Source organism: Oerskovia paurometabola (genome assembly GCF_016907365.1).
In the GTDB taxonomy this organism is placed as follows: domain Bacteria; phylum Actinomycetota; class Actinomycetes; order Actinomycetales; family Cellulomonadaceae; genus Oerskovia; species Oerskovia paurometabola.
Map to the genome: position 1 here is coordinate 3,014,838 of NZ_JAFBBV010000001.1, position 21,587 is coordinate 3,036,424.

Annotated in this window: 20 protein-coding genes and 1 pseudogene; 6 read left to right on the top strand and 15 right to left on the bottom strand. The window is 72.4% G+C overall.

Going from position 1 to position 21,587, the window contains the following annotated elements; genetic code table 11:
* Positions 1-126: 126 nt before the first annotated feature.
* Complete coding sequence (locus JOD48_RS13720; RefSeq protein WP_307824308.1) at positions 127-1,317, bottom strand: amidohydrolase; 1,191 nt, start codon at positions 1,315-1,317, stop codon at positions 127-129.
* Positions 1,318-1,549: 232 nt separating this feature from the next.
* Positions 1,550-2,719, bottom strand: coding sequence for a mannose-1-phosphate guanylyltransferase (locus tag JOD48_RS13725; RefSeq protein ID WP_191788825.1), 1,170 nt, complete (start codon positions 2,717-2,719; stop codon positions 1,550-1,552).
* A 335-nt stretch (positions 2,720-3,054) separates the two neighbouring features.
* On the opposite strand from JOD48_RS13725, the gene sdhC reads away from it, so the two are divergent.
* The 4 genes from sdhC (at position 3,055) to JOD48_RS13745 (ending at position 6,588) form a co-directional block, all read left to right on the top strand.
* Positions 3,055-3,438, top strand: coding sequence for a succinate dehydrogenase, cytochrome b556 subunit (gene sdhC / locus JOD48_RS13730; protein ID WP_082608862.1), 384 nt, complete (start codon positions 3,055-3,057; stop codon positions 3,436-3,438).
* A complete protein-coding gene (sdhD, locus tag JOD48_RS13735) occupies positions 3,438-3,899 on the top strand; it encodes a succinate dehydrogenase, hydrophobic membrane anchor protein (RefSeq protein WP_191788824.1) in 462 nt (153 codons plus the stop codon). Before sdhC ends, sdhD begins: the two co-directional genes overlap by 1 nt.
* Before the next feature lie 83 nt (positions 3,900-3,982).
* A complete protein-coding gene (gene sdhA, locus JOD48_RS13740; RefSeq protein ID WP_191788823.1) occupies positions 3,983-5,815 on the top strand; it encodes a succinate dehydrogenase flavoprotein subunit in 1,833 nt (610 codons plus the stop codon).
* Complete coding sequence (locus JOD48_RS13745) at positions 5,815-6,588, top strand: succinate dehydrogenase iron-sulfur subunit (protein ID WP_191788822.1); 774 nt, start codon at positions 5,815-5,817, stop codon at positions 6,586-6,588. Before sdhA ends, JOD48_RS13745 begins: the two co-directional genes overlap by 1 nt.
* 71 nt (positions 6,589-6,659) lie before the next feature.
* Here the strand turns inward: JOD48_RS13745 and JOD48_RS13750 are convergent, their stop codons facing one another.
* The 7 genes from JOD48_RS13750 to sigE form a co-directional block, all read right to left on the bottom strand.
* Positions 6,660-7,865, bottom strand: a complete 1,206-nt coding sequence (locus tag JOD48_RS13750) for a YihY/virulence factor BrkB family protein (protein WP_204809546.1) — start codon at positions 7,863-7,865, stop codon at positions 6,660-6,662.
* A 29-nt stretch (positions 7,866-7,894) separates the two neighbouring features.
* On the bottom strand, positions 7,895-8,446 hold the full coding sequence (locus JOD48_RS13755) for a 2'-5' RNA ligase family protein (protein WP_191788820.1): 552 nt from the start codon (positions 8,444-8,446) through the stop codon (positions 7,895-7,897).
* On the bottom strand, positions 8,446-9,483 hold the full coding sequence (gene trpS / locus JOD48_RS13760; protein ID WP_204809547.1) for a tryptophan--tRNA ligase: 1,038 nt from the start codon (positions 9,481-9,483) through the stop codon (positions 8,446-8,448). The genes JOD48_RS13755 and trpS overlap by 1 nt, the downstream gene beginning before the upstream one ends.
* Positions 9,484-9,551: 68 nt before the next feature.
* Complete coding sequence (locus tag JOD48_RS13765; protein WP_191788818.1) at positions 9,552-9,929, bottom strand: twin-arginine translocase TatA/TatE family subunit; 378 nt, start codon at positions 9,927-9,929, stop codon at positions 9,552-9,554.
* Between the two features lie 9 nt (positions 9,930-9,938).
* Entirely contained in the window at positions 9,939-11,534 is a 1,596-nt protein-coding gene (locus tag JOD48_RS13770; protein WP_204809548.1) for a S1C family serine protease, read from the bottom strand.
* The gene (locus JOD48_RS13775) at positions 11,531-12,547 is read right to left on the bottom strand and encodes an anti-sigma factor family protein (protein ID WP_191788816.1); all 1,017 of its coding nucleotides are present in this window, start codon (positions 12,545-12,547) and stop codon (positions 11,531-11,533) included. Before JOD48_RS13775 ends, JOD48_RS13770 begins: the two co-directional genes overlap by 4 nt.
* Entirely contained in the window at positions 12,544-13,179 is a 636-nt protein-coding gene (sigE, locus tag JOD48_RS13780; protein ID WP_307824156.1) for an RNA polymerase sigma factor SigE, read from the bottom strand. The genes JOD48_RS13775 and sigE overlap by 4 nt, the downstream gene beginning before the upstream one ends.
* A 288-nt stretch (positions 13,180-13,467) precedes the next feature.
* Between sigE and JOD48_RS13785 the strand changes: the two genes are divergently transcribed.
* On the top strand, positions 13,468-14,055 hold the full coding sequence (locus JOD48_RS13785; protein ID WP_307824157.1) for an O-methyltransferase: 588 nt from the start codon (positions 13,468-13,470) through the stop codon (positions 14,053-14,055).
* Positions 14,056-14,115: 60 nt separating this feature from the next.
* On the opposite strand, the gene JOD48_RS13790 is transcribed toward JOD48_RS13785, so the two are convergent.
* The 6 genes and pseudogenes from JOD48_RS13790 to dapE all read right to left on the bottom strand — a co-directional run bounded on the left by JOD48_RS13790 (position 14,116) and on the right by dapE (position 20,450).
* Positions 14,116-15,744, bottom strand: coding sequence for a leucyl aminopeptidase family protein (locus JOD48_RS13790; protein ID WP_239527413.1), 1,629 nt, complete (start codon positions 15,742-15,744; stop codon positions 14,116-14,118).
* A 6-nt stretch (positions 15,745-15,750) separates the two neighbouring features.
* Entirely contained in the window at positions 15,751-15,918 is a 168-nt protein-coding gene (locus tag JOD48_RS13795) for a DUF3117 domain-containing protein (RefSeq protein WP_064506638.1), read from the bottom strand.
* A gap of 202 nt (positions 15,919-16,120) precedes the next feature.
* A complete protein-coding gene (locus JOD48_RS13800) occupies positions 16,121-17,467 on the bottom strand; it encodes a putative hexosyltransferase (RefSeq protein WP_204809550.1) in 1,347 nt (448 codons plus the stop codon).
* Positions 17,467-18,435, bottom strand: a pseudogene (gene folP, locus JOD48_RS13805) (dihydropteroate synthase); the annotation flags it as partial. The gene JOD48_RS13800 and the pseudogene folP, both read right to left, overlap by 1 nt.
* A 47-nt stretch (positions 18,436-18,482) precedes the next feature.
* Positions 18,483-19,301 (bottom strand): LOG family protein, encoded by an 819-nt coding sequence (locus JOD48_RS13810; protein WP_191788812.1) that lies wholly within the window; start codon positions 19,299-19,301, stop codon positions 18,483-18,485.
* A 42-nt stretch (positions 19,302-19,343) separates the two neighbouring features.
* Positions 19,344-20,450, bottom strand: a complete 1,107-nt coding sequence (dapE, locus tag JOD48_RS13815) for a succinyl-diaminopimelate desuccinylase (RefSeq protein WP_372440800.1) — start codon at positions 20,448-20,450, stop codon at positions 19,344-19,346.
* Between the two features lie 122 nt (positions 20,451-20,572).
* On the opposite strand from dapE, the gene dapD reads away from it, so the two are divergent.
* Positions 20,573-21,556: a 2,3,4,5-tetrahydropyridine-2,6-dicarboxylate N-succinyltransferase gene (gene dapD / locus JOD48_RS13820; RefSeq protein ID WP_191788811.1), complete on the top strand. Its 984-nt coding sequence runs from the start codon at positions 20,573-20,575 to the stop codon at positions 21,554-21,556.
* Positions 21,557-21,587: the final 31 nt, after the last annotated feature.

Genomic DNA, 21,587 nt, shown 5'->3' on the forward strand with positions numbered 1-21,587 from the left:
TCAGCCGTGACCGTTCGCGTTCCAGCCGTCGGACACTTGGTTGCACAAGGCAACGGTTCGTCCTGCGTGCGTCCCCGGCCGTACGCGACAGAGCACCCGGGACCCGGGTTCCGGTTTCCGGGCCGCTCAGCCCAGCGCGACGCGCGCGAGCAGGCGGACGCCCGCGCCGATCGCGCTCTCGTCCACGCGCAGGTCCCCCTGATGGATGTCGTACGACCGCCCACCGGGCGTCCGCGTGCCCAGCCGGGCCATCGCGCCGGGCACCTTCGTCAGGTACCACGCGAAGTCCTCGCCGCCGAGCGACTGCTCCGTGAGCAGCACCGACGCGGGTCCGAGCACGTCGCGCGCAGCAGCCTCGAGCGAGGCCGTGCAGTCCTCGGCGTTCTCGACCGGCGGAACCCCACGGGTGTGGTTGACCGTGACCTCGACCTCGTAGGGGGCGACGACCTGCTCGACCGCGTCGTGCAGCACCTGACCCGCGAACTCCCACGCCCGGACGTCGAGGCAGCGCAGCGTCCCGCGGACGGTACCCGTGCTGGGGATCGCGTTGTGCGCCGACCCTGCGTGCACCGCGCCCCACGTGAGGTTGACGCCCGAGCGCGGGTCGAGGCGCCGGCCGAGCACCGCGGGGACCTGCGTGATGACCTGCCCGAGCGCATAGACCACGTCGCCGGTCAGGTGCGGGCGGGACGTGTGCCCGCCGGGCGAGGTGATGGTCACGGAGACCTCGTCGGACGCCGAGGTGATGGGGCCGATGCGCGTCCCGATCTGCCCGGCGTCGACCTTGGGGTCGCAGTGGACCGCGTAGATCTCCTCGATCCCGTCCAGGCCGCCCGCGGCGATCACGTCGAGCGAGCCGCCGGGCTGGACCTCCTCCGCCGGCTGGAACACGAGCCGGACCGGACGGGGCAGCTCACCCTGCTCGGCGAGCGCGGCCAGGACGAGCCCTGCGCCCAGCACGACGGTCGCGTGCACGTCGTGCCCGCACGCGTGCGCGACCCCCGGTGTGGTCGAGGCCCACGGGAGCTCGCAGCGGTCCTGGACCGGGAGCGCGTCGATGTCGGCCCGCAGCGCGACCCTCCCGGGCGCCGCGCCGTCGGGCCCGTCGCCGATGTCGCACACGAGGCCGGTGCCCGGCAGGAGCCGTGGCTCCAGGCCCGCGGCGCGCAGCCGGTCGGCGATCAACGCCGTCGTGCGGGTCTCGGTGCGCGACACCTCGGGATGCTCGTGGATGTCCCGGCGGATCGCGACGAGCTCGTCCTCGAAGGCCGCCGCGAGCTCGACCACCCTGTCCCCGCGCACCGTCCGCGGCAGCACGTGCACCGACGCGGGCGGCCTCGCCCCCGTCCCGGCACGGTCCGACGGGGTGCTGTTCTCGGTGCTCTCCTCAGGACTGCTCACCAGCCGAGACTATCCCCGGCCTCGTCGGCGCGGGCGACGGGGTCACGCACCGGACGGCACGGGACGGGCGTCGCCGTCGGGCAGGAGGAACTCCTCCGTGCCCGACGGCGACGCTGGCCCGTGCACCAGCGCACCCGGGCGCGAGGCGTCAGAGCAGCTCGTCCAGGCCGCGCTCACGCACGAGGTCGACCATCGACTTGACCTGCTGGGCCCGCGCCCGCGTGGTGACCAGGAGCGCGTCGGGCGTGTCGACGACCACGACGTCGTCGAGCCCCAGGACGGTCACGACCCGGTTGCTCGCGGGGACGACGACCGAGCCCGCGCTCTCGTGTCGCACGACGCGCCCGACGTCGCCGAGGACCTTGGAACCCGACTCGTCGGCCGAGGGGAGCAGCGCGGCGAGAGAGTTGAAGTCACCGATGTCGTCCCAGCCGAAGTTCCCCGGGACGACCGCGACCCCGCCCACGGCCGCGACCGGCTCCGCGACCGCGTGGTCGATCGCGATCTTCTCGAGACCGGGCCAGACCTCCGCCAGGACGCGGTCGCGGTCCGGGGTGTCCCAGGCCGCGGCCACGGTACGCAGACCGTCGTGCAGCTCGGGGCGCTGGTCCGCGAGGTGCCCCAGCAGGACCGACGTGCGGGTGATGAACATGCCCGCGTTCCAGCGGTACTCCCCCGAGCGGACGTACCGCTGGGCGGTCGCCGCGTCGGGCTTCTCGGTGAACCCCTCGGCGTGCAGCGCGCTGGGAGCGCCCTCGAGGTCGAGCGAGGCCCCGCTCTTGACGTAGCCGAAGGCCGTCGACGGCCGGGAGGCCGCGATCCCGACCGTGACGACGTATCCCGCCCGGGCCGCCTCCACACCCTCACGGACGGCCTGCTCGAACGCCGCCCGTCCGGTGATGACCTGGTCCGCCGCGAACGAACCGATCACGACGTCGCCGTGCCGCTGCTCGAGCACCGCGGCGGCCAGGCCGATCGCGGCCATCGAGTCCCGGGGAGAGGGCTCGGCCAGCAGCGCGTCGTCCCGCAGGGTCGGGAGCTGGGTGCGTGCCGAGGCGACGTGCTGCCGGCCCGTCACGAGGACGATGCCTTCCTCACCGGCGAGGGGGACGAGCCGGTCGACCGTGGCCTGCAGCAGCGATCGCCCGGCCCCGGTGAGGTCCAGCAGGAACTTGGGGTTGCCACGGCGCGAGAGGGGCCAGAGCCTGGTGCCGGCTCCCCCTGCGGGGATCACGGCGTAGAAACCGGGGATCGCCGGGACCTGCGAGGTCGAGTCGGCGGGTGCGGGAGCAGGAGCGGGAGAAGGGTGCGTCGACATCCTCGAAGCATAGTGACCGACGCGTGACCGACGCGTGACCGGGCGTGCGGCGACCTCCCGTGGACGGGCATCCACGAGCCATCGACCCCCGTGTGGAATGGGTCACAAACAGGGGTGGCCGGGCCGCCTGGAACCCCCCGCGGTCCGCACCACGATGCCGGTGTCACTATGGTGGAACCCCAGAGACGGATATCGGCGGACTCCGGCGAGCCCTGGATCTGCCGCTCCACCGGACTCGCCAGAGCCTCGGCGCGGAGCGGTCGTGAACGGCCCCCGGCGGACGACGTCGTCCAGCTCGATATCTCACCCCTGAACTCGCCACAGGAGGCCCCTAAGTGCCCAGTGCACCTGCTGGCACGCTGTACCGCGGCCGTGAAGGCATGTGGTCGTGGGTCGCGCATCGCGTGACCGGCGTGCTCATCTTCTTCTTCCTCCTCGTGCACGTGCTGGACACAGCACTTGTACGAGTCTCGCCCGAGGCGTACGACGCCGTGATCGGCACCTACAAGACCGTGATCATGGGACTCGGAGAGGCCGGCCTCGTGGCCGCCATCGTGTTCCACGCCTTCAACGGTGTCCGGATCATCCTCGTCGACTTCTGGGCCAAGGGGCCCAAGTACCAGCGCACCATGCTCTGGGTCGTCGTCGGCCTGTTCGCCGTGACGATGGCGGGCTTCCTGCCCCGCCACCTCATGAACGTCTTCGGAGGTGGGCACTGATGAGCACCACGAGCACCAGCTCTCCCCTCGCGGCCCCCCGCGACCCGTACAAGCGGCAGAAGTCCACGCGCTCGAACTACGAGCTGTACAGCTGGGTCTTCATGCGCGCCTCGGGCGTCGTGCTGATCGTCCTGATCTTCGGGCACCTGTTCGTCAACCTCATGGTCGGCGAGGGCGTCCACGCGATCGACTTCGGCTTCGTCGCCGGCAAGTGGGCCTCCCCGTTCTGGCAGGTCTGGGACCTCCTGATGCTGTGGCTCGCGATGATCCACGGCACCAACGGCGTCCGTACGATCATCAACGACTACGCGCAGCGTGACGGCACGCGCCTCGTGCTCAAGCTCGCGCTGTACCTCGCGTTCGTGGTCGTCACCGTGCTCGGCACGCTCGTGGTCTTCACGTTCGACCCGTGCCCCCCGAACGCCCTGGACTACCAGCTCCCGTCGTTCTGCACCGCCTGACGGACCCGCCCGGCGACGTTCCCCCAGCCGTCGCCTGACGTCCCGTCCCCCCTTCCCACTCGTCACAGGAGGCATCGACACCGATGCAAACCCATCAGTACGACGTCGTCATCGTCGGAGCAGGCGGCGCCGGCATGCGCGCGGCACTGGAGTCGTCCGGCAAGGTCCGTACGGCGGTCATCTCGAAGCTCTACCCCACCCGGTCCCACACCGGCGCGGCGCAGGGCGGCATGTGCGCCGCCCTCGCGAACGTCGAGGAGGACAACTGGGAGTGGCACACGTTCGACACCGTCAAGGGCGGCGACTACCTCGTCGACCAGGACGCCGCGGAGATCATGGCCAAGGAGGCCATCGACGCGGTGCTCGACCTCGAGCGCATGGGCCTGCCGTTCAACCGCACGCCCGAGGGCAAGATCGACCAGCGCCGCTTCGGCGGGCACACGCGCAACCACGGCGAGGCCGCGGTACGCCGCTCGTGCTACGCCGCGGACCGCACGGGTCACATGATCCTCCAGACGCTCTACCAGAACTGCGTCAAGCAGAACGTCGAGTTCTTCAACGAGTTCTACGTCCTGGACCTCATCACGGACCACGACCTCGCGGCCGAGGACGTGCCCGACGGCGAGCAGGTCAACGCGACGGGCGTCGTCGCCTACGACCTCGCGACCGGCGAGATCCACGTGTTCCAGGCCAAGGCGATCATCTTCGCCACGGGCGGCGCGGGCAAGATCTTCAAGACGACGTCCAACGCGCACACCCTCACGGGCGACGGCATGGCGCTCGCCTACCGGCGCGGCCTCCCGCTCGAGGACATGGAGTTCTTCCAGTTCCACCCGACGGGCCTCGCGGGCCTCGGCATCCTCCTGTCGGAAGCCGCCCGTGGTGAGGGCGGCATCCTGCGCAACGGCGAGGGCGAGCGCTTCATGGAGCGCTACGCCCCGACCATCAAGGACCTGGCACCGCGCGACATCGTCGCCCGCTCGATGGCGAACGAGGTCCGCGAGGGCCGCGGCGCCGGGCCGAACAAGGACTACGTCCTGCTCGACCTCACGCACCTCGAGCCCGCGCACATCGACGCCAAGCTGCCGGACATCACGGAGTTCGCGCGCACGTACCTCGGCATCGAGCCCTACACGGAGCCCGTGCCCGTCTACCCCACGGCGCACTACGCCATGGGCGGCATCCCGACCAACGTCGGCGGCGAGGTGCTGCGCGACGGTCACAACGTCGTGCGCGGCCTGTACGCGGCCGGCGAGGTCGCGTGCGTCTCGGTCCACGGATCGAACCGCCTCGGCACCAACTCGCTCCTCGACATCAACGTGTTCGGCAAGCGCGCCGGTCGCGAGGCCGCGCGGTACGCCGCGACGGCCGAGTACCGCGAGCTCCCCGAGAACCCTGCAGCGGCCGTGATCGCGCAGCTCGACGAGATGCGCAACCGGCCCGACGGCGAGCGTGTGGCCGACGTCCGCAAGGCGCTCCAGGAGACCATGGACGCCAACGCCCAGGTGTTCCGCACGGGCGAGTCGCTCGACCAGGCGCTCTCGGACATCCGCACACTCCAGGACCGCTACCGCAACGTCTCGGTCCAGGACAAGGGACGCCTGTTCAACACCGACCTCCTCGAGGCCATCGAGCTGGGCTTCCTGCTCGACATCGCCGAGGTCACGGTCATCGCCGCGATCAACCGCAAGGAGTCGCGCGGCGGTCACTACCGCGAGGACTACCCGAACCGCGACGACGCCAACTACATGCTCCACACGATGGCCTACCGTCGCCCCACGTCCGCCGGCGACACCGCCGACGGTCACGTCGACGGCTACTTCGACCACGTCGAGGAGTTCGATTCCTACAAGATCGTGCTGGGTTCCAAGCCCGTCACCCAGACCCGGTACGAGCCCATGGAGCGTAAGTACTGATGACTGCCACACTCGAAGCCCCTGCCGGTTCTGAGAAGACCGAGGTCGGTGCCGTGCCCTCCTTCGAGGTCACGATCAAGCTCCGCCGGTACAACCCCGAGTCCGAGCACGGTGAGGACGCGTACTGGGAGGAGTACACGGTCCTGGCCCACGGCACGGACCGCGTCCTCGACGCCCTGCACAAGATCAAGTGGGAGCACGACGGCTCGCTGACCTTCCGTCGCTCGTGCGCGCACGGGATCTGCGGGTCGGACGCGATGCGGATCAACGGCCGCAACCGCCTGGCCTGCAAGACGCTGCTCAAGGACGTCAACCCGGACAAGCCGATCACCGTCGAGCCCATCAAGGGCCTGCCGGTCATCAAGGACCTGGTCGTCGACATGGAGCCGTTCTTCGCCTCCTACCGCGAGATCATGCCGTTCCTCATCACCTCGGGGAACGAGCCCAGCAAGGAGCGCCTGCAGTCGGCCGAGCAGCGCGAGCGGTTCGACGACACGACCAAGTGCATCCTGTGCGCGGCGTGCACGTCGTCCTGCCCCGTGTTCTGGACCGACGGGCAGTACTTCGGCCCCGCGGCGATCGTCAACGCCCACCGCTTCATCTTCGACTCGCGCGACGAGGGAGCGGCCCAGCGCCTGGAGATCCTCAACGACAAGGAGGGCGTGTGGCGCTGCCGCACGACCTTCAACTGCACCGAGGCGTGCCCTCGTGGCATCGAGGTCACCAAGGCCATCCAGGAGGTCAAGCGCGCGATGATCACCCGCGCGTTCTGACACCTCTTCCCCGCACTGCCCGACGGCGGTCCCCGGCTCCTGCCGGTGGGCCGCCGTCGGCGTTCGTCGGCTCAGATCTTGACGGACACCCTGGGCGCTCTGCCCCGGCGGACCCCACGGACGACGGGGCTCCAGGGATAGCCGTACCCGGCCCCGCGACGGACCCGGGCCTCGAGGCGTTCGTCCTGCTCCGCCTCGGCCCGCTCCCGCAGCTCGTCCGCGGTCGGTTGTGCCGGCGGGTCCGCGATCCACGCCGCGACCATCAGCAGGATCCGTGTGACGAAGTTGGCGAGCAGCAGGATCGTCACGAACGTCGCGAACGAGCCCAGCAGCGCGTTGCGCGACGAGCTCCCGACGATGATGCTCGTCCCGAGGTACCGCAGCACCCCGAAGGCGGCCGCCGCCGCCAGGGCGCCGATGTACAGGTCCTTGCGCGGCGGCTGTACGCCCGCGACGAAGCGGATGATCAGCAGGACCACGATCGCGTCGAAGACGAGCCCGACGAAGATGCCGACCACGGGCACCAGGACCGACGCCAGGACGCCGTCGCCGAAGAGCGTCGCCCCGAGTGTCTGGACCACGACGGTCGCTGCCGCAGAGATGACGACGCTGATCCCGAGCACGGCGAACCCGCCCAGCTCGCGCAGCTTGGACAGCACAGGGTTCTGCCCCACGTCCGTGAGCGAGAACATCGCCCGGGTCGAGGTGCGCAGCGCCGCCATGAAGGAGATCGCGCTGAAGAGCAGCACGAACACCGCGATGATGCTCGACAGGTCGAAACCACGGTCCAGGATCAGGTCGTCGGGCGAGATGACGCCCGGCCCGTTGGGCGTCTGCTTGATCAGTCCCGGGATCGCCTTGTCGATCTGCGCGAAGATCTCGTCGCGCAGCTCCTCCCTGTTGCCCAGGAACGCCATGAAGGCCGTGTAGAAGATCGTCAGCCCGGCGAACAGCGAGAACAGCGCCGAGTAGGCCATGCCACCGCACAGGAGGGCTCCGCGCTGGACCCCGTACTGCGCGAGCGCCCTGGCCGGGCGGGTCGTGTTCCACCAGGCCTGGACGGCCTTCGCACGGGCCGTCAGGCGGGCGACCGTCCCCGGGGCCCCGGGGGCGTCGGGGGCGTCGGGGGCGCTGCCGTCGGGCGTGGTGCCGCGCGCGGTGCGGGGCGTGCGGGCGTGCGGGGTACTCGTCTTCTGGGCGTCGGAGGAGGGGCCGTCACGGCCCGGACGTACGGCCCCGGCCTTGCGATCGGGTGCCGGGTTGGTTGCCTGGGTCATCGCCCGAGCCTAGAAGACGACCGCCCGTCTCACCCGTCCGACAGCCCGGTGAGCTCGAACCTGCGGGCCGGCCGCCACACGCCGTCGTCCCCGTGCTCGTAAAGGTGGATGCCCGTGACGTCGAACGCCGCCTCGAACCCGGCCATCTCGTCGAACGCGAGGTCCAGCGCCTCGTCGTCGACCTCGTGCGCGACCGTCACGTGCGGGTGGTAGTTGAAGCGCAGCTCCTGGTCGAGGATGCCCGACCGCACCGCCCCCTCGAGCCCCTCGCACTCGGCGATCCCCTGCGCGACGATCACGAAGACCACGGGCGAGACGGGGCGGAACGTCCCCGACCCGCGCAGGATGACCCGGAACGGCGCCGCCTGAGCCACGACGCCCTCGAGATGGGCGTAGACCTCGTCGAGGTCGGACTCGTCCACCACGGTCGGCCCGAGCAGCGTGATGTGCGGCGGGATGTCTCCCGCGAACGGGTCGCCGAACGCGGCCCGTGCCTCCTGGAGGGCGGTGCCGTAGGGCTCGGGGATCTCGATCGCGATACCGATCCGCACCTGGTGCGGACCCCGCTCCGGGAGGTTCATCAGCGTGTCCGACGAGCAGGCAGCAGGCCGACCCGGTCGTAGATCCGGTCGAGGGTCGCCTGAGCCAGGCCCCGAGCCCTCTCCGCACCGCGTGCGAGGACGGCGTCGAGCTCCGCCGGGTCCGACAGGTACTCGTTCGCCCGCGCCTGGAACGGGGTCAGGAAGTCGACCACGACCTCGGCCAGGTCCACCTTGAGGTGCCCGTAGCCCTTGCCCTCGTAGTCCGCGGCGATGTCCGCGACGGGCCGTGACGTCAGTGCGGAGAAGATCGTCAGGAGGTTCGAGATGCCGGGCTTGGCCACCGGGTCGTAGCGGATCTCGTTCTCCGAGTCCGTCGCCGCCGACCTGATGCGCTTGGCCGCGACCTTGGGGTCCTCGAGCAGCCAGACGACCCCCTTGCCCCCCGAGGAGGACTTGCTCATCTTGGCCGTGGGTTCCTGCAGGTCGTAGATCTTCGCGACGGCCTTGACGATGTGCGGCTCGGGGACGACCGCGGTGTCCTCCCCGAACCGGGAGTTGAGGCGCTCGGCCAGGTTGCGCGCGAGCTCGAGGTGCTGTCGCTGGTCCTCACCGACCGGGACCAGTGCGGCGTCGTAGAGCAGGATGTCGGCAGCCATGAGCACGGGATAGGTGAAGAGCCCCACCGTCGTGCCGTCCGTGCCCTGCTTCGCGGACTTGTCCTTGAACTGGGTCATGCGTCCGGCCTCGCCGAAGCCGGTCTGGCACGAGAGCACCCAGGCGAGCTCGGCGTGCTCGGGGACGTGCGACTGCACGAACAGCGTCGACCCGTCGGGGTCCACCCCGCCCGCCAGGTACTGGGCCGCGGTGCGGCGCGTGCGCTCGCGGAGCTTCTCCGGCTCGGGGTTGACCGTCAGGGCGTGCATGTCGACGACGCAGTAGATCGCGTCGTAGGACTCCTGCAGGGCGACCCACTGGCTCAGAGCCCCGATGTAGTTGCCCAGCTGGAGGGAATCCTCCGTGGGCTGCATCCCCGAGAAGATGCGTGGACGCCGTACGCCGGGAACCTCGTTGACCATTGCCCCATTCTGACAGGTCGCCGTGCCCTGGCCGAATCCGGTGCCAGGCGTCCGGGACGGGACCGGCCTCAGGTCGCCTCGTCGTCGAAGGGGGCGCGCCGTCCTGGCACTGGCACCTCGGCGACGGGGCCCCCGGAGGGCGGGGGCGGGACGGGGCCCGGGGCACGCGGGCGCGAGGGCGGGCTGAGCACGTCGTCGTCGAGCAGCGCCTCCCGGACGATGCGGCGCGGGTCGTACTGCCGCGGGTCCAGCTTGGACCAGTCCACGTCGCCCACCTGGTCGCCCAGCTCGTCGTCCACCCGCTCCTTGGCGTCCTTCAGGAAGCCGCGGGCGGTGCGGACGAACGCGCCGAGCTGTTCGGCGTACCGGGGCAGCCTCTCCGGACCGATGACGATCACGGCGACCACCAGAATGATCCCGAATTCCCAGCCGTTGATTCCGAACACGCGGTCAGACTACTCGCTCGTGGCTTCGTCGAGCACGACGCGGACGTCGCGCTCCTGGTCTTCCGTGCGGACGCGCAGCGTCACGGTGTCCCCGGGCGCCTTGGCCCTGATCGCGACGATGAGCTCGTCGCTCTGGCTCACAGGCCTGCCGTCGATCGACAGGATGACGTCACCCGCCTGGATCCCGGCCACGGCGGCCGGGCCGTCGGCCGTCACGGGTGCCTGACCACCCTGCGGCTCGGTCGTCACCTGGACGCCCTCGCCCTGGTAGCGCGAGTCGAGCAGCACGCCGATCACCGGGTAGGTGGCCGTACCGCTCGCCATGAGCTCCTCCGCGGTGCGCCGTGCCTGGTTCGACGGGATCGCGAACCCCAGCCCGATGCTGCCCGTGGCCGCACCCGTGCCCGGCGGCTGCGCGATCGCCGAGTTCACCCCGACGACCTCCCCCGCCCCGTTGACGAGCGGTCCCCCCGAGTTGCCGGGGTTGATCGCGGCGTCCGTCTGGATCGCGTCGATGAAGGCGGTCTCCGCCGAGTCGCCGGCTGCGACCGGTCGGTGCAGCGCGCTCACGATCCCCGTGGTGACCGTCCCGTTGAGACCGAGCGGCGCACCGATCGCGACGACGGGGTCGCCGACGACGACCGCGTCGCTGTCGCCCAGCACGAGAGGGGTCAGCCCCGTCTCGTCGACCTTGACGACCGCGAGGTCGTAGTCGGGGGTGCGGCCGACGATCTCGGCAGGACGCTCGCTGCCGTCGGCGAAGAGCACCGTGACCTCACCACCGGACGCACCTCCCGCGACGACGTGGTTGTTCGTGAGGATGAACCCGTCCTCCCGGATCACGAAGCCCGACCCCGTGGAGACGCCGTCGGCTCCCTCCACCTGGAGCGAGACCACGCTCGGCAGGACGCTCGCCGCGACGGCCGCGACCGATCCCGCAGGGCGCTCCTCCCCCGGCGCCGTGCCCGCTGCGGGGAGCGAGACGTCCACGGGTCGGCGGTCCGTCCCGTCGACGATCCGTTCGGCCGCGACTCCGCCCACGGCGCCGGCGACCAGGGCGAGCGCCGCGATACCGGCGACCGCGCCCGCACCGAGCCGGCGTCGCTTCGGCGGGGCCACCGCCGTCTGCGCGGCCCAGGGCTCGACGGGGGTCGGCGACGGTCCCGGCTGCGGGTGCGTCGGCAGCTCCTGCTGCTGGGGCATCTGCCCCGGCGGGTACGTCCCGGGGCGGCGCACCTGGTAGGACGGCGGTGGCGGGACCGGGGGCTGCGTTCCCTGGGCGGCGCCGTAGCCCGGAAGGCCGGGGCGCGCGACGGGCAAGGAGCCGAGCGGTGCACCGTACGGGCGCGTGTCGTGCTGTGCCGTCGGCGCGGGGGCGGCCGGAGCCGCAGGAGGTGTCTGGACGGCGGGCGTCAGCGGTGCACCGGGCGTGGGCCGGTAGGCCGACGGCGGCGCGAAGGGGTTGCGCGGCTCGGGCGGCGGCGCCGCGGCCTGCGTCGCGGCCTGCGCGGGCTCGGGCGTCGTCGGTGCGGGCTCCGGCGTGGGGCGCGGCGGTAGGGCCGGCTGCGGCTCCGCGGGTCCGGGCGCTGAGTCGTGTGCGGTCATGGGGTGCCCAAGGCTCCTGTCATGGTCGTCCATCCCCGGGAGATGCGGGCCGGGACCCCCTCGTCGAAGTCGTGCGCCGGGAACGTCGCCACGAACGCGGCGAGGACCTCCTTGCGAGCCTCGGCCACCACGTCGATCACCGTGTCCCCAGCCTGCCACACGACGTGCCACGGCTCGTCGGACAGGACGTAGACCGCGCGTCCGTCGAACCCTTCGGACCGGGTCAGCGACGTGGTGTCCAGCCGGCCCAGCTGCTCGCGCACCACGATCGTCCCCGCGGGGCCCGCGAGGTCGACCTGCAGGACGTCCTTGTCCTCGCCGACGAGGTGGACGCCCGTCACGTCGAACCCTTCGAGCATCCCTGACGGGCTCGTCCAGCCGTGGTCGGCCATCCATGCGAGCGCGGCCGAGTCGACCAGGTCCATCGAGTCGCCGGATGCCGCGCCCGGGTCCGCACCCGCGGCGCTCGTCCCCGACCCGCCCGTCGAGGGCAGCACCGGCACCAGGTCGGCGCCGGCCGCGTCGCGCACCTCGTTCCCGGCCTGCGCGAGAAGGGTCAGCGGGGCTGCCACGTGCCGGTCGGGCACGACCACCGGACGGTCACCGAGCGTGAACAGCGCGACGGCGAGCACGGCGACCCCGCTCGAGGCCGCGACGGCCACGCGACGCGCGCGACGTCGTCGGGCGTGCGCCACGAAGTCCCCCGTGAGGGCGTCCCGCAACGCTCCGGCCTCGGGCGACGCGGCCCACGGGTCTCGCACCGGTGGCCCCTGCCGCAGCGGGTCCCCCTGCGCGGCGGGCATCTCCGACGACAGCGCGAGCAGACGAGAGGTCAGGTCCGTCGTGGGCAGCACGTCCCGTGCGCACGACAGCCGCTTGCGCACCGCACGCGCCACCGCGAGCTCCGCGGCGCACTGGTCGCAGCCCGCGACGTGAGTCAGTGCACGCTCACGCGTGGCCGGTGAGAGCTGGTCGTCGGCGAGAGCGCTGACGAGCGTCCCGAGGTGCGTCATGGTCCCCCCGGTGCGTTGTGCGTCGCGAGCGCGGCCAGCTCGTCGACGGCGGTGTCCGCCGAGGTCAGGTCGCCGACGTCGTTCCCGGGGCGCTCCGAAGGATCACGGTGCGGCAGCGCCGCCCGGAGCTGGGTGCGGGCGCGATGGATGCGCGAGCGCACCGTGCCCAGCTTGATCCCGAGCGTGACGGCGATCTCCTCGTAGCTCAGTCCCTCGATGTCGCACAGCACGACCGCCGCACGGTACTCCGGGGACAGGGCGTCGAGCGCCCGCTGCACGTCGTGGTCGAGGTTCGTGTGCTCATACCCTCGCTCCGGGTGGGTCATCTCGCCCGTGGCCGGGTACTGCGCCGAGTCGTCCCCCATGGCCTCCATACGGATGCGCTGCTTGCGCCGCACCTGGTCCAGGAAGAGGTTGGTCGTGATGCGGTGCAGCCAGCCCTCGAACGTCCCGGGCGTGTAGCTCGACAACGAGCGGAACACCCGGATGAAGGTCTCCTGGGTCAGGTCCTCGGCGTCGTGCTGGTTCCCCGTCAGGCGGTACGCCAGCCGGTACACGCGCGCGGAGTGCTCCCGCACGATCTGGTCCCACGAGGGGGGCGTCCAGGGCTGGGCACTCACGTCACTGCTCACACGGTCCATTGTCCCCTCTCAACGCCGCGGGACCCGCATCCGTTCCCACGCGCACGGGGACGTCGACACGACGTGCACGAAACCTCCCCCCGAACACGCTCCAGCCAGCGCTCAGAGGGCCTTCGACCGGTACGATCGCATCACCTGCACCGCGCGGTGCCGCCGCACCGCAGCAGTCCGTCCGGGTCTCCGGCGACACGCGGTGCCCAAGACCAGGAGGGTTCTATCACCACCGACATCGGCCGGACCAACGCCAAGGCGTCGAGCTGGACCTACTGCGAGGAGTTCGTGCCGGAGGACGACGTCCTCCTGCGCGCTCGCGCGCGCGCTGCCGAGCTGGGTTGTCCCGCCGTCCTGCCCGGCGTGGGAGCGGTCCTCCAGGCCCTCGCCGCCGCCCTGGCCGCCCGAGCCGTCGTCGAGATCGGCACGGGCACCGGCGTGGCCTCCCTGTGGCTGCTCCGCGGGATGCCCGAGGACGGCGTCCTGACGACGATCGACGTCGACGTCGAGCACCAGCGCGCCGCCAAGGAGGCCTTCTCCGAGGCAGGGATCCGCCCGACCCGCACCCGGACCATCCCCGGCCGGGCGAGCGACGTGCTGCCTCGCCTGACCGACAACGCCTACGACCTCGTGCTCGTCGGCGCCGACCGGCACAGCTACCCCGAGTACGTCGAGCAGGCGCTGCGCCTCCTGCGTCCGGGCGGGATCGTGGCGGTGGACGGCGCTCTGGTGGGCGACCGCGTGGCGGACCCCGCACGCCGCGACGAGGTCACGGCGATCGTCCGTGAGGTCGGCCGCTCCCTGCGCGCCGACGAGCGTGTCCTGCCCGCCCTGATCCCCAGCGGCGACGGCCTCCTGCTGGGCGTCCGTCGGTAGCCGGAACCACGAGAGGGCCCCTCACCGAGGACGGTGAGGGGCCCTCTCGCACGTCGAGGGTCAGTCCAGGTCGCGCAGGAACTGCAGCAGGAGGCGGGCCCCGTAGCCGGTCGCCCCCTCCGTGACCTCGTGCCGCGACGCCGTGGCACGCGCCGGCCCCGCGATGTCGAGGTGGACCCACGGCAGACCGCCCGTGAACTCGCGCAGGAACAGGGCAGCGGTGATCGAGCCACCACCACGGGCCTCGAGCGGCACGTGACGCAGGTCTGCGACGTCCGAACGCAGCGCGCTCGTGTAGTCCTCGACGAGCGGCATGTGCCAGACCCGCTCCCCCGTCACCGCGGCTGCCGCCTCGAAGCCGCTCACGAGCTCGGGGCTCGTGGCGTACAGCGCAGCGTGCCCCCGCCCGAGGCCGACGCTGGCCGCACCCGTGAGGGTCGCGACGTCGACCAGCAGGTCCGGTGCGAGCGTGGCGACCGCGTACCCGAGCGCGTCGGCGAGCACCAGGCGCCCCTCGGCGTCGGTGTTCGCGATCTCGACGGTCGTGCCGGAGTACGTCCGCAGGACGTCGCCCGGCCGGTAGGAGTCCGCGCCGAAGTGGTTCTCGGCGAGCGGCAGGACGGCCGTGACCTTGTGGCGCACGCCCGACTCCGCGGCGCCGAGCACCGCGGCCAGCGCGACGGCGGCGCCGGCCATGTCCGTCTTCATGGGCACCATGGCCTCGCGCGGCTTGATCGAGAGACCGCCGGTGTCGTACGTGATGCCCTTGCCGACGAGCACCACGTGCCGCTCGGCGGCCTCCGGCTCGTACGTGACGGTCACGAGGCGGGGCGGGCTGGCCGAGGCCGCTCCGACCGCCAGGATCGCGCCGAAGCCCTGCGCCGCGAGCTCCTTCGGCCCGAGCACCTCGACGGCCAGACCGGCAGCGCCGGCCAGGGTCGTGGCCTGCTCGGCGACCCACGCAGGGTCCTTGACGTTGGAGGGGGTGTTGGCCAGGTCTCGCACGAGCCACGTCGCGGTCGCGGCGACGCGGGCCGCCTCGAGCTGCGGCTCCCGGCTCTCGCCGAGGAGCACGAGCTGTTCGGCAGGACCGTCCTGCGCGGCGCCCTCTCCTGTCCGGGCGGCGGCCGGGCGGCCGAAGCGCGGGATGCGGTAGGCCGCGAGGAGGTAGCCCTCGACGAAGGCCTGCACGCCGGTCGCGGTCGCGTCCCCGGTGGCCGCGCTCACGACGCGTTCGAGGCCCCGGGTGGCACCGGCCAGTGCCGCGCCGGCGCGGCGCAGCTCCAGGTCCGTCCCGCCACCGATCCCGAGCAGCACGATCGTCGACGGCAGCCCCGCCCAGGGCAGGCGGTGCGTGGAACCGGTGTGGGTGCGCGGGAGGTCGACCGTGGCGACCTGACCGGCCGCGCCGCGGAAGGAAGCGCCCCCGGAACGGTCCGCGAGCTCGGCCAGGTCGATGCCATAGCGTGCGGTCGCGTCCACGGTCCCCGCACGCGGCTGGAGGCCGTCCTCCTCCTCGAGCGGAGGAGCGACGGCGACCACGAGCGCGGCGACCGCGTCATCGGTGAGGAACGGGCAGTCCAGGACCGTGCCTGGCGCCTCGACCACCTCGGGCAGGTGCCGGGGAACGCCCCCGACGGGCGGGAGGTCCGGGACTGGCTGTGGAGCCTGGGCTGCGCGCGCGGTCAAGACGTCTCAGCCCACGACGGCTTGGAGGGCCTCGCCCAGCTCGCTGGCCTCGGTCGCGTTGAGCTCCACCACGAGTCGACCGCCACCCTCGAGCGGGACGCGCATGACGATGCCGCGACCTTCCTTGGTGACCTCGAGCGGGCCATCCCCCGTACGCGGCTTCATCGCAGCCATTGTGGGCTCTCCATTCCGTAGTCCAGTACTGCTGTGGTCGACGTCCCGGCAGGTCGGCGGCGCGTCTCCGCGCCGACCGTCCAGAGGACGTCCAGGTACCATTCTAGTTCACCGATACGACACGCCGTGGCCGCAAATGCCCAGATCGTGACCTGTGTCGCGCTAGGGGCCCCTTCCGTGACGTCAGGAGGCACCTCGGGTCCTACGGCGGCCAGCCGCTCGGCGGTGTGAGACGCCACAGGGACCACACCCACCACACCTGCCCGGCCACTCCTGCGGCCAGGCATGCCCAGAGCCACCAGCGTGCGCGGGTCCACCCGAGCGTGACCGCACCCAGGGGGAACGCCAGCAGCAGGAACCTGACGAGGCTCGTCCACGGTTCGATCACCGCGACCAGGTATCCCAGGTAGGCCAGCGGCCAGGCCTGGAGCTCCGGGCCCAGCCGGCGCGCGACCGGGCTCAGCCCGAGGGCCGCCACGCCTGCCAGCACGGCCGCCAGCACCCACGGGCCGGCTCCGCCGAAGAGCGCGTGCGACACGTCCAGCCAGGGCTGGAACGGCACCACGGGACCGGTCCCGCGCCAGGCGCCCTGCGTCAGGAAGTACGCGTCCGAGCGCCCCGTGACGATCCCGCACACGAGCTGCCAGAGGAGCCCGCTGACCACGGTGACGACGAGGAGGACGGCGATCCGTGCGCCGTCCCCCCACGGGAAGGGCACGCGGGCGCGGGGGTCGGCGAGGGCCACCGCACCCGTGGCTGCCGCGCCCGTCCGCGTCGTGCCCGCCGAGCGGGTCCGCCGCCACTCCTGGTACCGCACGACCGCGTGCCATGCCACGACCAGCGCGAGCGGCAGCGCGACCGCGCGCGTGAAGCCGAGGAGCACGATCACGAGCCCGGCCCACTCGTAGCGCCGTGCCCAGAGCAGGTACAGGGCCGAGGCGACCAGCAGCAGCGCGAGCGCCTCGGTGTAGGCGACCTGGAGGACGACCGAGGACGGGAAGACGCTCACGAGCGCGACCGTGGCGAGCGGCAGGCCGGGCCGTCGCTCGACGGCCCGGTGCCCGGCCCGTTCGACGAGGCGATGGATGACGAGCACGGCCCCCGCACCGCAGAGCAGGGCGATCGTGGGTGCCACGACGTCCCAGCCGAGCCCGGTCACCTGCTGGACCGCGCGGACCAGGAACGGGAACAGGGGGTAGAAGGCCCAGACGTTCTGCTGCACCGCACCGTCGGGCCCCACGGGCAGCTCTGCCGGGTACCCGTTCTCGGCGATCTGCTGGTACCACGAGGCGTCCCACATCCGCCCCGTCCACGCGCTGTACGACGGCGCGGCGTCGGTCCAGAGGTTGGCCTCCTGCCAGCGCGAGACGACCAGGAGGATCACGGCGGTCACGAGCCGGGCCACGGCGTACACGGCGAGCACCCTGGCCCACCAGGGCCACCGTGCGGGGGTGAGCACGGCGGCCAGGGAGCGGGAGGGCTGGGACCGCGACGGGGCGGGTGCGTCCGCGCCGCGCGTGCCGCCCGTGGCCACGTCGCGCCGACTCATGCCAGACCGCGCAGCGCGCGCGCCGGTGGGGCGTCACCGCGGATCGCGGCGACGGTCTCCAGGACCCGACGGGTCGCGGCGACGTCGTGGGCGCGGAACACGCGGGCACCGAGCCACGCAGCGACCGCGGTCGCCGCGAGCGTCCCCTCGAGCCGCTCATCGGCGGGCAGGTCGAGCGTCTCGCCCACGAAGTCCTTGCGCGAGAGCGCCATGAGCAGCGGGTGGCCGAGGCCCGCGAGCGCCTGCGTCCTGCGCACCAGGTGGAGCGAGTGCCAGGTGTTCTTGCCGAAGTCGTGGGTCGGGTCGACGAGGACCGACGCTGGGGGCACGCCGCACGCGACCGCGCGCGCGGCGGCAGCCGTCAGGGTCGCCACGACGTCCTGCACGACGGCGTCGCGAGGGTCGTGCTGCCGGGTCGCCCCGTCCTGCTCCACGGTCGGGTACGCGACGCGGAACGGGTCGGTCCGCGGCACGGCGCCCCCCGTGTGCGAGCACACGACGCCCACGCCGAGCTCACCCGCGACCTCGACGAGGGCCGGGTCGTGCCCTGCCCAGGTGTCGTTGATCAGGTCGGCCCCGGCCAGGGCCGCCTCGCGGGCGACCTCGGCCCGCCAGGTGTCGACGCTCACGAGCAGGTCGGGGAACTCCGCGCGCACCCGCTCGACGAAGGGGACGACGCGACGGATCTCCTCGGCCGGGGTGACCTCGGGCCCGGTCCCGGCACGCACTCCCCCGACGTCGACGATCGCAGCCCCCTCGGACCACGCCCGCGCGACCGCCTCGAGAGCCGCGCCGTCGTCGAGCTGGCGCGCAGGGGCGTAGAACGAGTCGGTCGTGCGGTTGACGATCGCCATGACGACGGGGCGTTCCGGGCGACCGGGCGCCGACTCGTCGACGCCGACCTCCCGCCCCCGCAGGACGAGCGGTGCGCACTGCGGAGGGACCGGCGAGGGGGCTTGCGACGACACGTGTCGTCCTGACGCCCGGTCTCCCTGCACCGGGGGCGAAGCACCGGTCACCGGTCGCCGGACGCCCGCTGCTGGGCGGCCGCCGTGTCGGCCACGGCCTCGAGCTCTTCAGCACGCAGCTCCGCCCCCCGCTCGCACACGTACTCGACGGCCTCGGCCGGGTCGTCGCACAGGTACAGCAGGTCGAGGTCGTGCGCGCTGATCATGCCGCGCCCGGCGACCGTCGTGCGCGCCCAGTCGAGCAGGCCCTGCCAGTACTCGGTGTCCACGAGCGCGATGGGGAACTCGGTGACCTTGTGCGTCTGGACCAGGGTCAGCGCCTCGAAGAGCTCGTCGAACGTGCCGAACCCGCCCGGCAGGACGACGAACCCCTGCGCGTACTTGACGAACATGGTCTTGCGGGCGAAGAAGTACCGGAAGTTCACGCCGAGGTTGACGTACTTGTTCATGCCCTGCTCGAACGGGAGCTCGATCCCGAGGCCGATCGACAGGCCGCCCGCCTCGTTGGCGCCCTTGTTCGCGGCCTCCATGATCCCGGGGCCACCACCCGTGATGACCGCGAGGTCGCGCTCGGCCAGGAGGCGGCCGACCTGCTCGGCCAGCGCGTAGTCCGGGTGGTCGGGACTCGTGCGCGCCGACCCGAAGACCGACACCGCCGGCCCGACCTCGGCGAGGGCTCCGAAGCCCTCGACGAACTCGCTCTGGATCCTCATGACCCGCCACGGGTCGCTGTGCACCCAGTCCGCGCTGCCCGCGGTGTCGAGCAGCCGCTGGTCGGTCGTCTGCTGGGGGATCTGCTCGCCCCGCAGCAGCACCGGTCCCTTGCGATAGCCGGTGCCTGCCTGGGGAACTCCGTCGTCGCTCATGCTCTCGAGCCTAAGCGTTCCCGGGACCCGTGGCGGGGACGATCAGCGGGTGAGCCACGCGCGCAGCGCGTCGTGGCACAGCGCGAGGTGCCCGACCGGGCAGCGCTCGTCGTCCTTGTGCGCGAGCACGGGGTCGCCGGGGCCGAAGTTCACCGCCGGGATCCCCATCTCGGCGAAGCGCGCGACGTCGGTCCAGCCGTACTTGGGTGCCGGGGCGCCCCCCGTGATCTCGAGCACGGTGGCCGCGAAGTCGGCGGCGAGCGGGTCGTCGAGCCCGGGCCGCGCACCAGGAGCGGCATCGGTGACGACCACCTCGAAACCGGAGAAGAGGTCGCGGACGTGCGCCTCGGCGTCGGGCAGCGAGCGCGAGGGCGCGAAGCGGTAGTTGACCGTGACCACGCACTCGTCCGGGATGACGTTGCCCGCGATGCCGCCGCGGATGCCGACCGCGTTCATGCCCTCCCGGTAGACGAGGCCCTCGACCTCGATCGACGCGGGCTCGTAGGCCGCGAGACGGTCGAGCACGACCGACGCCGAGTGGATCGCGTTGGAGCCCATCCACGCGCGCGCCGAGTGCGCCGTGACCCCGGGGACGCGGACCTCGACCCGCAGCGTGCCGTTGCAGCCGCCCTCGATGCCCGCAGCCGTGGCCTCGCCGAGGATCGCGAAGTCGCCCTGCAGGAGCTCGGGGTGGTTGCGCGCGAGGCGCCCCAGGCCGTTGAGGTCGGACGCGACCTCCTCGAGGTCGTAGAAGACCCAGGTGACGTCCTGGGTGGGGGCGGTGAGCGAGGCCGCGAGCGCGAGCTGGACCGTGAGGCCGCCCTTCATGTCGACCGTCCCACGCCCCCAGACCTCGGCCTGGGCGCCCTCGCCGACCACCCGGGTGGGCAGGTTCGGCGGGTCGGTGAGCGGCACGGTGTCGATGTGCCCCGCGATGACCACGCGGCGCGAGCGCCCCAGGTGCGTACGCGCGACGATCGCGTTGCCGTCGCGCACGACGTCGAGGTGCGCGAGCGGTCGTAGCGCGGCCTCGATCGCGTCGGCCAGGGCCCTCTCGTCCCCGCTCACGGACGGCACGTCGCACACCGCGCGGAAGAGCGCGGTGAGGTCGCCGTCGACGTCGAGCCGGATCGCCGGCACCGACGGCACAGGCGGCGCAGTCTGGCCCGCGGTCTGGTCGGAGGTCTGGTCGGGAGTCTCGTCGCTGGTCACACGCAGACCCTACCCGGACGTTTCACCGTCCGGCCGGGAGTGACGGATAGGGTGAAGGCATGACTTCAGCGACTCCCACCGGCGCCGCACCCGGCCCCCGCACCGCCTGGGCCTTCGGCCTCGCCACCGTGACCGACGAGGGCACCGTCCTCGACGTCTGGTACCCGTCACCCGCCCTCGGGCAGGCCCCGGCGGACGAGACCGCGCCCGCCTCCCTCGACGTCCTCACGGAGCGCGACGACGCGCGCCGCGTCGACGTCGTGGTCGTGCGCACCGAGATCGACCTCGACGCGGCCCCGGCGGGCGCGGCGGACGCCTACCTGCGCCTGCACCTCCTCTCGCACCGCCTCGTCGCACCGCACGGCCTCAACCTCGACGGCGTCTTCGGCGCGCTCGCCAACGTCGTCTGGACCAACCACGGCCCGTGCGCGGTCGAGGGCTTCGAGGAGACCCGTCTGCGCCTGCGCGCCGCGACGGGCCAGCCGGTGCAGGTCCTCGGGGTCGACAAGTTCCCCCGCATGGTCGACTACGTCGTCCCCTCGGGCGTCCGCATCGCCGACGCCGACCGGGTCCGCCTCGGCGCGCACCTCGCTGCGGGCACGACCGTCATGCACGAGGGCTTCGTCAACTTCAACGCGGGCACCCTCGGCACCTCCATGGTCGAGGGCCGCATCTCGGCCGGCGTGGTCGTGGGCGACGGCTCGGACATCGGCGGTGGCGCCTCCATCATGGGCACGCTGTCCGGCGGCGGCCGCGAGGTCATCTCGATCGGCCAGCGCTCGCTGCTCGGCGCCAACGCCGGGCTCGGCATCCCGCTCGGGGACGACTGCGTCGTCGAGTCCGGCCTCTACGTGACGGCGGGGACCAAGGTGACCCTCGTCGGCCGCAGCGGACCCGACGGCGCCCCGGTCGTCGTCAAGGCGCGCGAGCTCTCGGGACAGGCCAACCTGCTCTTCCGTCGCAACTCGCTCACGGGCGGTGTCGAGGCGGTCTCGCGCACAGGCGTCGGGATCGAGCTCAACGCCGCGCTGCACGCCAACTGACGTGACCACCTCCAAGGGTCCCTCCGGTCCG